Consider the following 14,347-nt stretch of genomic DNA (forward strand, 5'->3'; position numbering starts at 1 on the left):
TGAACAGTCTGTACAAGAAAGAGCTCATCGACTTTCGCGGCGGCTGGCAGGGTGTCACCGACGTGATGCTTGAAACCATGGAATGGGTTGCCTGGTACAACGAGACGAGGCTCCACTCGTTCTGTGGCAATATTCCGCCGAAGGAGTACGAAGGCGCCTTCTTTAAGGCGCAGGAATCTGCTATGTCATTCGCAAGTTCGCAGGAATCGTAGCCTCCAAGATTCCCGGGGCGGTCCATGATCTCGGTGGAGGCGAACAGTTCTCCGGTGGAGCGGCGCGCTCGGGGTGGGCGGGCGAAGACCGGGGCGGCGGTGGTGTCGATGCCGACGTCACCGCGGAATTCTGCCAGGTAGCCGCGGCCTTTGCCCCAGCGGACCGGGGTGAGCACGAGGGCGGTGACGACCTCTTGCAGCAGGTTGCGCTTGCGGGTGTGGTCGGGATCGTCGTCTTCCCAGGCGGTGGCGAGCAGGTCGGCCTCGTGCTGGGGCAGGCGGGTGCGGCGGTCGTGCCGGGCTGGATCGAGCAGGGTGGTGAGCCGGTCGAAGGCGCGGTAGAAACGCCGGTTGTCGGCCAGGCAGGCGTGCGGATCGCCCGCAGGTGGCCGGTCGGCGTCCAGGCCCAGCTGCTCACGAGCGGTCGGGGACAGGCAGAAGGCGGCCAGCCGCCAGGCTTCGGCCAGGGTGGCTTTGCCGTTGTGGTGGATCGAGATCATCAGGCAGACGAGTACCGCCCGGATGGGCACTCCCGCCGGTCCGGGGCGTGGGCCGAGCTCGTCGTCGATCAGGGCCATGATGCCGGAGTCGTCCAGCAGCCGAGCGTAGTGGCTGGTGACGGCGTCGGGGATCTGTGCGGTCTGCTTGGCAGGTGGCCGGGGTCGGGTGGCTCGGGCTCGAGGGGTGCGTGGCGGCCAGGCGCGTGGCTTCGCCGTACTCAACGGGCCTGTTCGTCGGTCCGGCCGCGCAGCAGCGCGACCGCGGTGGACTCGTCCAGGGCGGGGACGAAGTGTTGGTAGCGGGCCAGCGCGGAGGTGCTCATCCCGGCCGCGGCGGCCACCACGCCCAGGTCGATGCGGGCGCTCAGCAGTTCGACGATCCAGGTGGAGCGCAGCCGGCGCACCGACAGGGCGGGCAGGCCGCCGGTGGGCTGGTGGCGGGCCGTCCAGGAGCTGAACAGGTTCTTGGCGTGCCGGGCGGCGCGCCTGGGCCGGAACACGAACCGGTCGCCCGGCTGGTCGGCGGCGCGGGCCAGGACGTCCTCCCAGGCGGCGCGGCAGACGATCAACCGCTCGGCGTCGGGGACGGCGACCACGACCGCGCCGCAGTCCAAGCGGCGCAGATGCCCGGTCCGGACGGCGGCCACCTCCCCAGAGGTCAGACCGCAGCCGAAGGCGAGCGCCATCAACGCCAGCGCGTCGCCTCTTGCCTGGCCGGGCAGGCGTTCGGCCCAGCCGCGCAGGCGGCCGAGCTGGGCCGGCGCGTAGGGCGGGCTGACCGTCTTGGGGGCCTTCATCGGCGGCGGCGCCTGCTCTCCGCGTTCCAGCCAGGCCAGCGTGGCGCGCATGTGCCGCAGCCAGCTGCGGTAGGTCTGCGCCGAACTCGGGGCCAGGTCGGTGCAGCCGGTCAGGACGAACGCGTCGATCGTCTCGTGCCGCAGCCACACTTCCGGGTCATCCGGCAGGCCGGAGCGGTGACACCACAGGGCCAGGCGGGTGGTCGCGGTGAGCAGCCGCTCGACGCGGTAGGGGGAGCGGTCGGCGCTGGCGGCGACCATCATGCGGACATGCCCGCAGATGTGGTCCCACTCCGGCGGTGCGTCCTGCGGTCGGTAGCTGGTGATCTTCGCCGAGGTCGCGGGGTCGAGGGTCACACCCCATCCATAGCGGCAGGACAAGCAGCCGTTACGCAGGGCGACGACATCCACCGAAAGGAGCGATTTGTCATGGTCGGAGGACGCGCGCGCTCGGCCGCCCCCCGGGAGTTGGCCGAGGACCCGCAGGCCTGGCCCCACGCGGACCTCGCCGCTTATCCCGCCGCGGCCGTCGTCCAGCAGATCGCCGCCGCCCTGGCCGGCGTCCTGGACGAACGTCGCCTGAGCCTGCGCGGCCTGGCCGCCGCCTCCGGCGTCAACCGCCAATCCATCGCCGACCTGCTGGCCGGGAGATCGTGGCCGGACGTGGCCACCATCGCGCTGCTGGAGACCGCGCTCGGCCTCCGGCTGTGGCCGCAGGGCGCCCCGGCGCCCCGATGACGACGCCGAGCCCGGAGCAGGACGTCGTGATGACTTCGACGGCATGGTCGAGCCTTCTCTCCGCCGCCCCGACAATCCGGACATCCGGGCAGGAGCAGCCGTCATTTGGCTCGACAGCCTCCAAGCGATCACCTATCGCGTTACGCTCAGAAGGCGCGAGCCTTCAAAGAGTTAGGTCTGTTGGGCGCTCAAGCAACCCGGTGCCGTCGAGCTGGAACTCGGCGGCACCACTTTTTCGATCCGGCCGGCAGGCCGGTCATCGTGCTCAGCTCGTGGCGGAGCTCCCCTCGCCGGCGAACCCGTTCACCCCGGCCGCGATCGTGAACAGGCCCTGCTCCCGCTCGGCCAGCCAGCCATCGTCCACCAGCCGCTTGAGCCGCGCGCGCATCCCCTCCACCTGGCCGCGGACATCCTGCTGACCCAGCGCCCGCACCACATCCCGCGCCCGCAACGGCTGGTCGGAGCCGGCCAGCAACACCACCGCGTCCTTGCGCAACCCCCGCAGCACCGGACGCTCCGGGGGAACCTCCCCATGTCCGGCAACCCCCGGATCGCTGTGGCCCGCGCCAGGACGATCGTCATGGGCGGCTTCGCCGCGCCCCGCCTCCGCCGGCTCGTCGTCCGCCTCCAGCGCGGTCAGTTCCTCACGCGCGATCGACAGCCGCTCCAGGCGACGCTCCGCCACGGCCAGCCGCTCCTGCAGCTCTTCCATCTGCCCGGACAGCTCAGCCCATTGCTGCCGTGCGGACTCCTCGGCCCGCTCCAGCTTCGTCAGCAGCGACGTCACCATCGCCTCCCTCGCGGCAGTCCCAGGCCATCGCCATCACTCAGCGCATGGCTGCAACTCCACACTGTAGGCGGCAATGGCATTGCTGACCCCCAAGATTGCAAGATCCCCTTGCTGAACCCGCCGAGTCAGCAGAAAGCTCCAGGCGCAGAGCGTCTGGCCGTTTCCGTCGCACTTCTGGGATGATCTCCACCATCCGTTCCCGCCGAGCAAAGGGGCCCCCGCTTGAACACCGGACGCCCGCCGGCCGCCGACCTGCGCGAGCACTATCGGAAACTGATGAACAGCACGCGGTGGCTCGGCATAGGCATGTGCTGGACGGCGGTGGTGCCCGACGATGGGCGAGCCCTCACGTTGGACCAGGTCGCCGCCCGGCTCGCCGGGAACACGCCCTATCGGCTGCACGAGCCGGCGACACTCGACGCCATCGGGCCGCCCGAACACGACGCCTACCCCCTGTTCGTCGGCGGGTTCGGCTCGACCACCGTTCTGTTCGAGTGGGACTACATCGGGGCAAGCCCCAACGTACTCCGGCGGCTCAGCGAGGGCGCGCGCGTCTACAGCACCTGGTGGAACGTCAACTCCAACAATCTGCTGAGCTTCGCAGCCGGAGGCGAGCCCGTCCTGGCGATCGACGCGCTCTTCCCCGGCCGACAGGAACACCACGCCGGCCTGGCTCAATGGCCCGAACTGCAGGCGATAACGGACTTCTTCGCCGCGCCCGCATCCGATGACCCCGACGAGGAAGAGGACGAGGACGACCTCGATGACCGCGCCGACTACGACTGGAGGGCCACCTGCCTGGCAGTCATCGACCGCACCACTGGAGCGCGGCTGACCAGAGAGTGGCTGGAGCAGTCACATCCTTACGTGACAGTCCGCATACCTGACGTGACCCGCTGACCCCTGCACGGTCAACGCCCGGCGTCCGTACGCGGGAAGCGATCATCCTCTTCTCGGGAAGCGATCTTCTCAACCCCTCTTGCGCCCCAGGCTAGCCCTATTCGTGAACACCCCACCGCGACGATCACTCCGCGAAACGGGCACTCAGCCCGCTATCGACCTCGCCGAGGGTCCTGCCGAGCCAGGGCTGTCATGAGCCAGGGACTCCCGGTAGAACCCTGGATGGCGGCGTGCACGAACGGGCGCCTCGGTTAGAGCTGTCGTTGGATCACTTTCGGTGTGTCGGGTTCCGCGGAGGTTTCCATGGCGTGCTTTTCCTCGCCGGTGACCAGTCCGAGGCGGTGCAGGATGGCGGCCGATCGTCGCCGGAATCGCCGTGCCTCGTCCAACTCGCCGAGGTCGTGGAGCGCGAGGCCGAGCCCCCAGGAGATCTCCGCCTCCCGATAGTCGGCCAGATGGCCGTCGGCCTGGTAGAGACCCAGCGCCTGCCGGTAGTGCGACACGGCCTCCTCCGGCTTCCCCGCCAGCCGGTACGCCTCGCCGAGGTGTATCCGAACGCACACGCCGTCGATGGTCACCCCGAATTCCTGGAAGATCGTCATCGCCCGCGTGTGCAGATCGATGGCCTCGTCGAAGCGCCCCGCGCGCTGGTATGCCAGACCGAGGTGCGTGAGAATCACCGCTTCACGCCAGGGGCCGTCGTCTCCCGCCCCGCGTTCGGTGCGCAGAGCCCGCAGGTGATATTCGATGGCCTTGTCGAAGTGGCCCGAGGCGCGATAGGCGATGCCTATCTGATCCAGCAGGGCCGCCTCGCGGAGCGGGTGGCCGCACTCTTGATACGCGGTGAGCGATCGGTGGAGATGGACGATTCCCTCGGCCGTCCAACCTGTGCAGATCTGTGTCCATCCGAGGTCACCGTACATGTGGGCCTGGAGAAGGATGTCCCCGCTGTGCTCGGCGGCCCGCAAAGCGAGCTCGCAGAGCGCGAGTTGCTTGAGCCAGTGGCCCCGCTCGTACAGGGAGACGGCGAAGCTCATGGCGAGCGCGACCGCGAGGTCGGCGGCGGGGGTGTGCGCGGCCTGGCCGACGACGGCCAGCACATTGTCCTCTTCGGCGTCGATCCACGCATGCAGGTCCTCGCTCGTCTCCAGCGTCACCCCCGGGTGAGTGAGCGTGCGCGGGCCGACGGCGGTGCGCCAGGAGCCGCTGCCCTTCACCATGCCGACTGCCAAACGCGCGGTCGCGAGATAGCAGTGCAGGACCCGCTCCACGGCTTGCTGCTGCGCCGTTGTGGTCTCCTCCTCGTGCGCCTGCTCGCGGGCGAACAGCCGGAGCAGGTCGTGCAGGCGGTACCTGTCCGGCGAGTGGTTGTCCACCAGTTGCGCGTCGACCAGGTGGTCGAGCAGATCCCGGGCCTGTACGTCGGGGAGGTCTGCCAGCGCGGCGGCCACGGGAAGGCCGAGGTCCTGGCCGTCGATCAGGCCCAGTAACCGGAACATCCGTGCCGCCGCCACACCCTGTGGGCGGGTCAGCAGATCGTGGTAGCTGCCCCGGAAGCTCGCGCGTACCGCGCGGTCGTCGGTTCGCAACTCGTCGAGGCGTCGCCGCGCGGTGGTCAGCCGGCGCGCCAACGTCGACACCGGCCAGCTCGGCCGGGCGCTCAGCCGGGCCCCGGCCAGGCACAGCGCCAGTGGCAGGCTCCCGCAAAGCCGGACCACCTCGGCGGCCGCGGCGGGTTCGGCGGCGATCCGGCCGGCGCCGGCCACGCCACTCAGCAGCGCCAGTCCTTCCTCGTCGGTGAGCACATCGAGCGGGACCCGGACCGCGTCCTCGAACGAGGTGAGCATCCTGCGGCTGGTAACCAGCACCGCGCAGGTGGGGCTGCCCGGCAGCAGCGGCCGCACCTGCGCCGCGTCCCGGGCGTTGTCCAGCACGATGAGCAGCCTTTTGCCGTCGGTCAGGGAACGGAAGCGGCCCGCGGCCTCCTCCACGTTCGCGGGCACGGCCGAGTCAGCCATGCCGAGCGAGCGCAGGAACCGGCCGAGCGCCGCCAGCGGCGTGACCGGGTCGACCTCGGGCGTGGCGCCCTGCAGGTTCACGTACAGGTGCCCGTCGGGGAAACGATCGGCGACGGCGTGGGCCACGTGGATGGCCAGGGCGGACTTGCCGATCCCGCCGGTCCCGCTGATTTGGCAGATCCCCACCCGGGCCCGCCCATCCGCGCCGAGCAGGCCGGTCAGGCGGGCCACCTCGGCCGAACGTCCGGTGAAGGTCGCCACGTCGGCCGGCAACTCGGCGGGAACCGCCGGACTCCCGTACGCCCACTGCGCCCCGGCGGAGTCCGCGTCGAGGATCTGCAGGTGAAGATTCTGCAGCTCGACATCCGGTTCGATGCCGAGCTCCTCGACCAGCCTGGCCCGGGCGTCGCGGAAGACCTCAAGTGCGGCGGCGCGCCTGCCGTTCTGGTAGAGCGCCGTCATCGTCAGATACACCAGCCGTTCCCGCAGCGGATGCTCGTTCAGCAACTGCGGCAGCTCAGCCAACGGTTCGCGGTGACGGCCGCAGCGCAGGTCGGCCGCGATGCGCTGCTCCAGCGCGGTAAGCCGCTCGTCCCGCAACCCCGCTTCGAACATGCCCTGCAGCCAATCGCCCGCCACATCCGCCAGCGGCGTCCCGCGCCACAGACCCAGTGCCTGCCGGAGCAGCCCACGGGCCTCTTCCGGACCGCTCGATCCGGCTCGACGGACCAGGTCACGGAACCGGTATAGATCCACCCGCATCGGATCGAGGTCCAGGCGGTAGCCCGGGGATGACGTGGCCAGCTCAGTGTCCGGTATGACGGCGAGGACGCGCCGCACCCTCGACACGTAGCCTTGAACGGCGTTGCGCGCCGACGCCGGCGGCTGCTGCTGCCCCCACACCGCCTCGGCCAGCCGGTCCAGCGAGACCACACCGCCGAGATTCAACAGCAACGTCGCCAGCACCGAACGCTGCTGAGCCGTGGACGGTCCGATCAGTTCGTCTCCCGCCCACACCCCGACAGACCCAAGCAGTCGGAACTCCGCTCTGCCCAGTGCCTCGGTCACGATCGTCCCTTAACGCTCGCGATGGTGCGGAGGCAGCGGTGGGCGAGGAGAACGCTGACGACGACGCGTGGTGTCGCGTCACCCGAATCGAGGCGTCGGCTTCCCAAAGCGGCTGTGCTCCCCGAGAAAACAATGATGGCACGGACCGGCCGCCACTCCCTCAAACCCGCCAATGAGAAACGCACGAGGTCGGCAGTCGACGCGGCCGGTCGCGTGACAGCCTGCCTCCGACCTCTGGGCGACGTCAATGACGGGGAGACCACACCTCTTGACTCAGAGTCTATGCCTGGGGAAGGTCGGCCGGAGCCGGGGCCGGCCGCTCTGGACCAGGCGGTGTCGATTCAGAACCGGGGGCTTCAGGCTCCGTGCGGTGAGTCGATGAGCGTTGGTTTTCATGCGGGGGAGCCTCCCAGGTGGCGGTGATGTCGCGGGCGACATCACGTAGGAGGTCGATGAGCATGTCTGCGAGTGGTGTGAGGCCGGCGTCGGCTTTGGTCACTGCGTAGAGCCGGCGGTAGGGCCTGGGGTGGGCCAGTTCGCGATGGGTGGTGCCAGGCGCATGGGTCAGGGCCAGGCGCGAGACCAGGGCCACAGCGATGCCTGTGCCGACGAGGGCCTGGGCGACGTCGTAGGACTCGGTCTCGAACCGCGCGGTGGGAGTGAAGCCGGCCTCGCGGGCGGCGTCGTTGAACTGTTCGCGGGCGGCATGGCCGGCCAGGATGGAAACCCACGATTCGTCGCGCAGTTGTTCCAGGTGGAGTTCGGTGTCCGCGGGCTGCCCGGTGGCCAGTGGATGGTCATCGGGGAGAACCACGACCATCGGGTCCAACAGGAGCGAGTGGGCCCGTAGGTGTGGGGGCAGCGCGAGCGGTGTGCCCCAGGACGCGACGATGGCGAGGTCCAGGCGCCCCGCGCTGATCTCGTCCGCTCCGCGTCCGGACACCACGTCTATGACGGAGACGTCGGCGTCCGGATGGCGGTGGCGCAGCGCCGTCAGGGCCGGTGGCAGCAGGTGCAGGGCGGCCGCCTGGAACGTCCCGATCCGCAGACGGAGCGAGAGGTGGCCGAGCAGTGCGGCCAGTTCCGCCTCGGCCCTGTCCGATGCCTCCTCCACAGTTCGACCGTGGGAGGCGAGCAGCGCACCGGCCGCGGTGAGCGTTGCTCCGCGAGGACCACGGATGACCAGGGGCACCTGCCAGTCGCGCTCGGCCTTGGCCACCTGCTGGGTGACCGCCGCGGGCGTGAGTTGGAGTGCGTGAGCCGCCGCCGTCAGGGAGCCGTGCCGCTCGATCAACGCGAGAAGCCGTAGCTGCCCCGGATCCACCAGCATTCACTAATCCTAACGCTGCACCCTGCTTTTTTAACTTTTTTTAGGGGCGCGAGACAGGAAGCCTGGTGGGACACCCATCGGCCGCGATCCCCGGAAGGGGTTCTTTTCTCATGCCCACGCATGTGCCCGTTTTCATCGCCACCACCTTGCTGCTGGCGATGCTGCCAGGCGCGAGTCAAGCCCTGATGATCCGGCAGGTTCTGGAAGGCGGCCAACGTACGCTCCGGGGCACGCTCGCGGGCAACGCCACCGGCTTCCTCCTGTGGTCCACGGCCGCCGCGGCCGGGTTGTCCGCCGCCCTGCTGGCCAGCCCCACCGCGTACACGGTGCTCCGGGTCGCGGGCGGCATCGTGCTGATGATCCTCGGGGTGAACACGCTGCGGACCGCGCTCACCACCGTCTCCACCCGCCCGACCCACGAGGGCGGGCGCCGCACCGGCTTCGCGGGCGGATATCTCACCGGCCTGATCACCAACCTCGGCAACCCCAAGGCAGGCGTGTTCGCCGTCTCGGTGCTGCCCCAGTTCGTGACCGCGGAAGGCCCGGTGTTCCTGTCGACCGTCGCCCTGGGAGCCCTGTGGGCGCTCGTCAGCGCCTCCTGGTACATGTTGCTCACCTGGGCCGTCGGCCGAGGGCGCGTCCTGGTGTCGCGGCCGACCGTCCTGCGGGGACTCCGCGTGACCACCGGCGTCGTCCTGCTGGGGCTGGGCGCCGCGGTGGCAGCAGGTGTCTGAGGGCCGGCTTGCCGCTCGGCGGGGTGGCGTGCTGATCAGCGCCATTCAGGGCCTCCTGGGGCAACCCTTACTGACACGTCATGAACGGCAAGCCGGCAACGAGCCGCGGACCGAAGCGCTCGCCGCAAAACCCGTGCCTGTTCCACCCCAGTGACAGCAGACGTACTGCGGGTGACCGTGACGGGAAACAGCACGGGGCATCGGCACCTTGTCCCACCTCTGACGCATCCGTCACCTGAACGCCGTTGGGTGACGAGGCCGCGGAGCGCGAACTGTCAGGGCTTCTTGCCCATCACCTGGCGGATGACGTCACGAACCCGCTCCATCATCGCGACCGGCGTGCCCACCAGGACGTTCTTCATGGCCGACTCCGTGCCCGGGTGTGGATGCGTGGGGGCCAGAGCCTCGGCGGCCTTGATGCCCACGGCCAGGGTCCGGCGTTCCGCCTCGCTGGTGTGAGCGCGCAATTGGGCGAACTCGTACCGCTCCTCGTTGCGAGCGTGGGCCTCCACCGCGGCACGCAGGACGGCGAGTTTCTCGAAGAAGTCGGCCGCGTTCGGGCCCGCCTGGTCCATCTCCGACAGTAGCCGCTTGGCCTGATTCTCCTCCGCCAGCCGGTCATCGATGACGGCGTCCCCACCGTCGATCTTCCGGCGCGCGTAGGGGTGCACGATCTCTTCCTCGGCGGTCTCGTGCACCGCCAGTAGCCGCACCAACCGAGTGAATGCCTCTCCGCATCGGTCGGCCGGCGCTTGCTCGACCTCGTCGAACAGATCCCGGATCATCCCGTGCTGGGCTATCAGCAGGTCGATGACGTCCGTCTCCTCCATCGTCTCCGGCCTCGTGCCCTTGTCAGCCATGGCGGTCCTCCTTCTCGTTCGGCCCGCCGCTACCCGGCGGAAGAGGTGGCACGCCCGGCAGCCCGAAGGCTGCCACGGTCATTACCGAATGCTGGTTATCGAGTGGGGGGCCGCAGGGATCTGCCCGGGGAAGCCCCTGAGAGGACAGGCCGAGCGGCACGTACGAGATCAGCGCGAAGGAGCGCCGGCACATGACCTTCAACCCACTGCGGGAACGCGGCATCCCGCTGGACAGGCAACTGCGTAACTGGCGCGCATGGAGCCGGACCCCTACCTGCAGCAGGCCTACCAGTTCGGGGTGCTGGAGGACTTCGACCACCTCTACCGGTACGCCAACCTGTACGAGATGATCGAGCGTCGTAAGGCCGAGAAGATCGTCGACGCGCTGACCGAGGTGATGCCGGGGCGGGCGACGTACCTGCATCACCGCAACCCGATCGACAACGTGCGCGAGCCCTATGACAGGAGCTCCGCCGCCCCGATCTCGAAGCTGCACGCGTTGACCATCATGGCCGCCGAGCAGCAGACCATGAACTTCTATATGAACGTCGGCCCCATGTACATGGAGCCGATCGCGCGTCAGCTCTACCAGGAGATCGGCCTGGTGGAGGAAGAGCACGTCACCCACTACGAGTCCCTGGTGGATCCCGGTGAGAGCTGGTGGGAGATGCTGCTCAACCACGAGTACAACGAGTGCTACCTGTACCACTCGTTCATGGAGACCGAGTCCGACCCCAAGGTGAAGAGCGTCTGGGAGCTGCACCTGAACATGGAGCTGGAGCACCTGCGGCTGGCCGCGGAGCTGTTCAAGCGGCACGACGGCCGTGACCCCGAGCAGGTGTGCGCCCCGGAGCTGCCCGCCCCGGTGACCTTCGAGCCGAACAAGGCCTACGTGCGCGAACTGATCGCCACCCAGATCGACTACACCACCCTGGGCACGGGCTACGTGCAGGAGGCCCACGAGCGGTTCGAGAAGATGCAAGAGGCGATCATGGGTGGCGAGAAGGCCCCGTCCGAGCGGGTCATCGCCGACAACCGGGCCAAGTCCGGGCAGGAGTACCGGCTGCAGACCGAGGGTGAGCACCCTGTCCGCAGCCTGGCCTACAACCGCTGACCCTCCACCGAGGCAGCCAATGGAACGTTCAGGCAAGTCCAGCCCCGAGATCGGCGCCGAGCTGTTCATCTCGGTCGGCACCGCCGAGATCCACGTGGCCAACGTCCAGCGCAAGCTCGGTGTGCGCGCAACCGCGTGGGCATCGCCGCCTGGGGTCGCAGCCGCCGCCCCGATCGCGCAGCGAAATACCAGCTCACAGGACGAAACCGGTTTTCGAGCGGGACAGGTCGTACTCGTACACACGGCGAGATGAATCACGCTGCGCGACCGTTGGAATCGAAATGTGTCGGAAATGAGTGTTTACGCTTAGGCATCAAGGCTGTCCGAGCCTTGCCGCCGGGAGCTTCGGCCCTGACCGCCGCACCACTTGGCGGGGATCGGACAACATTCTTGACAATTCTTCAAGGGGGATTGTATTTCTTTAATATCGGTCATCCGATATTAAAGAAGGGATGCGACATGTCCGCACTTCTGGAGATGGAACCGAGAGTGGCCGGGACCGGCGTGGTGGAGCCGGTCGTCGAGTTCGAGCAGCGGTGGGAGAGCCAGGTCGATCGGGCCGAGTGCCCGTATTCGAACCCCGGAGTTTCAGGCGGCTGCCCCTCCTGATGATCGCTGAGGTCGGCGCGGCGTAGACGTACTCGAACTCACCCGGACGGGGGGCACGACATGGATGAGATGGGTTCCCCGGACTGGGTGGAACAAGCCGTCAGGCAATGCGTCAGAGCCGACCACACGGTAGCGGGCGGCTCCGTCTGGCTGCTCGTCAGGCCAGACGGAGCCGTGCTGCCGGACCACGGATGGAAGCTGCACATATCCTCTCGCACATCGAGCTTTCCCGAGCTGGTGGAAAGACTGCTGCCACTCCTGGTAGCCGAAGGCTGCATGTTCAAACTCGCCCGCTCACAGCAGGTTCTCCGCGAGCTGAACGACGGCCATACCGCCCCGACCAGCGTCGGCAAGGCGTTCACCGTCTATCCGGACCAGCAACGTGTCCGTGAGATCGGACTGCGGCTCGCCGAGACGCTCCGCGGCCACGAAGGCCCGCGAGTCCTCAGCGACCGCAGAGTGCTGGAGACGGCTCCGGTGTACTACCGGTACGGACCGCTCGCGATCAGGCGGAGTGATGACGCACGGGGACGCATGCTGACACGGTTGGACGGGCCCGCCGGCGAGGAGTTCGACACTCTCGCCGGGCTCAGCTACCGGCAACCGTCATGGGTCGAGGACCCCTTCGTCGATGTACGGCCGCAACCCGATGCCGGCCCGGAACCTGATCACGGCCATGGCGACATCGTGCTCGGCGGACGCTACCGAGTCGTGGTCGGCCTCCGCGAGGCCGCCCAGGGCAACGTCTACCGCGCGATCGACGAGCGGACCGGCCGCCACGTGGTCGTCAAGCAGGCGCGCGCCTTCGTCGCCGAGTATGGCGAGGGGAACGACAGCCGGCTGCGGCTGCGCAACGAGCGTCGCGTCCTGCAGGCCCTGGACGGAGTGGCCGGTGTGCCACGGTTCATCGACCACTTCAGGTACGGCGACGACGAGTTTCTGGTCACCAGCGACTGCGGCCCCCTGACCCTGGCCAACGACGTGCGGCAGAACGGTCCCTACTGCACCGGCCCCGGCACCGGGGCTCGCGACCTCGACCGGTTGGCGGCCGAGCTGGCACGCATCCTCCTCGCGGTACACGAACGCGGTGTCGTCATGCGGGATCTGACCCCCGCGAACGTCGTGATCAGTGACGGCGTCAGTGTCATCGACTTCGGTCTCGCCGCCCACGACGGGTTACACCTGCCTGGGATGACTCCTGGCTACGCACCCGCGCGGCAGGTACGCGACGAGCCGCCGCAGGACACCGACGACATGCACACGCTCGGCATGACTTTGCTGTTCGCGGCCACCGGCCTGCACCCGGTCGCCCTGGGCGACGATCCGGAGCTGCCGCTGACGCGCGCACTGCAGATGGTTTCCCGGTACTTCGGTGGGTCACCATCGGGAACCATGGCCGCCATCGTGGACCTGCTCGGTGACGACCAGCAGGCCCGCACCGCCTTACAGGGGCTCGCCGCGGGGAACGACCGCCGGCCGGCGCGCCTTTCATCGACGCCGCTACCCGCGGTCACCGCGGAGCTGGCCGCCGAGGTGACGGACAACCTGCTGGGCGATCTGCTCGAGTCGGTCGGCCGCGTACTGGAGACCGCGGGTGACACGCAGGCCGGCCACGACGCCAGCATCTACAGCGGCAGCGCGGGCATCGGCCTGGAACTGCTGCGTCATCCGCACCGGACCGGCGCCGAGCAGAGGGTACGCGAGCTGGCGGCCTTCACAATGCGCACCACGGCAAAGGTCAGGCCTCAACCTGGCCTGTTCACCGGTGTGACAGGGACCGACATGTTCCTCCAAGAAGCGGTCGCACGCGGCATCAGCCTGACGAACTGGTCAGGCCGGAGCCTGCCACCGCCGCAGGGCGAGCTTGAGAAGCCTGACCTGCTCGACGGCAACGCCGGCATCGGCCTGGGCCACCTGTACTTCTATCGCCTCAGCGGTGACCCCGCCGACCTCGAGGTGGCGCGACGCTGCGCACGGGCGGTCTCAGCGGAACAACCACTCGGTTCCCACACCACACCGGGTCAAGCCGATCAGAGCGCGGGCCGCGCGCACGGCCTGGCCGGCGTGGCCGAACTACTGCTCGGCCTCGCCGAGGAAACCGGCGAGGAATGGGCGCGCCAAGCCGCGGCGGACCACGTACACCGCCTCGCGGAACGCTTCCGAACCCTCATATTCGAAGCGCAGGACCCTGCGGCGGAACCGATGACCGTGTCATGGTGCCGCGGCCTGCCCGGGATCGGGAAGACACTGCTCCACGCCGGCACAGTGCTGGGCGACCCGTCCCTGACCGACCTCGCCCGCCAGGCAGCCGACGTCTGCGTCGCCCGGATCCCGCGACTGAGCAAGCTCGGCCGATGCTGCGGCGCGGCCGGCCTCGGCGACTATCTGCTGGACCTGGCGGCGCTGGAAGGGTCCGAGCGTTTTCTGCAGTCGGCATCAGACCTGGCCGCCCACCTTCTGCTGCGCAGCGCCGGCCCACCCTCGCACCCCCGCTTCTTCGACCCCGGCGATCCTCTCCACCGCTCGCTGTCATGGGCACAGGGACTGACCGGCATATTGGCGTTCTTCCGCCGGCTGGCCTACGGCGGTGCCTCCTGCCTTCCGGCCGTCGGCTGAGGACGGCGTCGGCATCCGCGCCCAGCGAGGGCCTGTGCGGAGTTGAGATCAGCGGATTCGC

13 protein-coding genes are annotated in these 14,347 nt (G+C 68.9%); 7 read left to right on the forward strand and 6 right to left on the reverse strand.

Translation table 11 applies throughout. From position 1 onward, the window contains the following. Both ABGB18_RS33090 and ABGB18_RS33095 read right to left on the reverse strand, forming a co-directional pair. A partial coding sequence (locus tag ABGB18_RS33090; RefSeq protein WP_347699581.1) for a hypothetical protein occupies nt 1–790 on the reverse strand: 790 nt, incomplete at its 3' end. Between the two features lie 140 nt (nt 791–930). Beyond that, nucleotides 931–1,866 (reverse strand): hypothetical protein, encoded by a 936-nt coding sequence (locus tag ABGB18_RS33095; RefSeq protein ID WP_347699582.1) that lies wholly within the window; start codon nt 1,864–1,866, stop codon nt 931–933. Nucleotides 1,867–1,938: 72 nt separating this feature from the next. Here ABGB18_RS33095 and ABGB18_RS33100 point away from each other — a divergent pair, with 72 nt between their 5' ends. Continuing rightward, nucleotides 1,939–2,247: a helix-turn-helix transcriptional regulator gene (locus ABGB18_RS33100; protein WP_347699583.1), complete on the forward strand. Its 309-nt coding sequence runs from the start codon at nt 1,939–1,941 to the stop codon at nt 2,245–2,247. A 265-nt stretch (nt 2,248–2,512) separates the two neighbouring features. Here ABGB18_RS33100 and ABGB18_RS33105 read toward each other — a convergent pair whose 3' ends face one another. Continuing rightward, a complete protein-coding gene (locus ABGB18_RS33105; RefSeq protein ID WP_347699584.1) occupies nt 2,513–3,037 on the reverse strand; it encodes a hypothetical protein in 525 nt (174 codons plus the stop codon). A gap of 222 nt (nt 3,038–3,259) precedes the next feature. Between ABGB18_RS33105 and ABGB18_RS33110 the strand changes: the two genes are divergently transcribed. Further along, nucleotides 3,260–3,937: a DUF6461 domain-containing protein gene (locus ABGB18_RS33110; protein ID WP_347699585.1), complete on the forward strand. Its 678-nt coding sequence runs from the start codon at nt 3,260–3,262 to the stop codon at nt 3,935–3,937. A 251-nt stretch (nt 3,938–4,188) separates the two neighbouring features. Here the strand turns inward: ABGB18_RS33110 and ABGB18_RS33115 are convergent, their stop codons facing one another. Both ABGB18_RS33115 and ABGB18_RS33120 read right to left on the reverse strand, forming a co-directional pair. Beyond that, a complete protein-coding gene (locus ABGB18_RS33115) occupies nt 4,189–7,023 on the reverse strand; it encodes a BTAD domain-containing putative transcriptional regulator (protein WP_347699586.1) in 2,835 nt (944 codons plus the stop codon). Nucleotides 7,024–7,303: 280 nt separating this feature from the next. Then, a complete protein-coding gene (locus ABGB18_RS33120; protein ID WP_347699587.1) occupies nt 7,304–8,353 on the reverse strand; it encodes a LysR family transcriptional regulator in 1,050 nt (349 codons plus the stop codon). Between the two features lie 110 nt (nt 8,354–8,463). On the opposite strand from ABGB18_RS33120, the gene ABGB18_RS33125 reads away from it, so the two are divergent. Continuing rightward, complete coding sequence (locus tag ABGB18_RS33125) at nt 8,464–9,087, forward strand: LysE family translocator (RefSeq protein WP_347699588.1); 624 nt, start codon at nt 8,464–8,466, stop codon at nt 9,085–9,087. A gap of 275 nt (nt 9,088–9,362) precedes the next feature. Here the strand turns inward: ABGB18_RS33125 and ABGB18_RS33130 are convergent, their stop codons facing one another. After that, nucleotides 9,363–9,947: a hemerythrin domain-containing protein gene (locus ABGB18_RS33130; protein WP_347699589.1), complete on the reverse strand. Its 585-nt coding sequence runs from the start codon at nt 9,945–9,947 to the stop codon at nt 9,363–9,365. A gap of 256 nt (nt 9,948–10,203) precedes the next feature. On the opposite strand from ABGB18_RS33130, the gene ABGB18_RS33135 reads away from it, so the two are divergent. From ABGB18_RS33135 to lanL, 4 genes are all read left to right on the forward strand, one after another. Then, complete coding sequence (locus tag ABGB18_RS33135) at nt 10,204–11,061, forward strand: hypothetical protein (RefSeq protein WP_347699590.1); 858 nt, start codon at nt 10,204–10,206, stop codon at nt 11,059–11,061. Nucleotides 11,062–11,080: 19 nt separating this feature from the next. After that, entirely contained in the window at nt 11,081–11,314 is a 234-nt protein-coding gene (locus ABGB18_RS33140) for a LuxR C-terminal-related transcriptional regulator (protein WP_347699591.1), read from the forward strand. 206 nt (nt 11,315–11,520) lie between these two features. Further along, nucleotides 11,521–11,670: a hypothetical protein gene (locus ABGB18_RS33145; RefSeq protein ID WP_347699592.1), complete on the forward strand. Its 150-nt coding sequence runs from the start codon at nt 11,521–11,523 to the stop codon at nt 11,668–11,670. Nucleotides 11,671–11,739: 69 nt separating this feature from the next. After that, on the forward strand, nt 11,740–14,286 hold the full coding sequence (gene lanL / locus ABGB18_RS33150) for a class IV lanthionine synthetase LanL (protein WP_347699735.1): 2,547 nt from the start codon (nt 11,740–11,742) through the stop codon (nt 14,284–14,286). Nucleotides 14,287–14,347 lie beyond the last annotated feature (61 nt).

The organism is Nonomuraea sp. B12E4 (assembly GCF_039871825.1).
In the GTDB taxonomy this organism is placed as follows: domain Bacteria; phylum Actinomycetota; class Actinomycetes; order Streptosporangiales; family Streptosporangiaceae; genus Nonomuraea.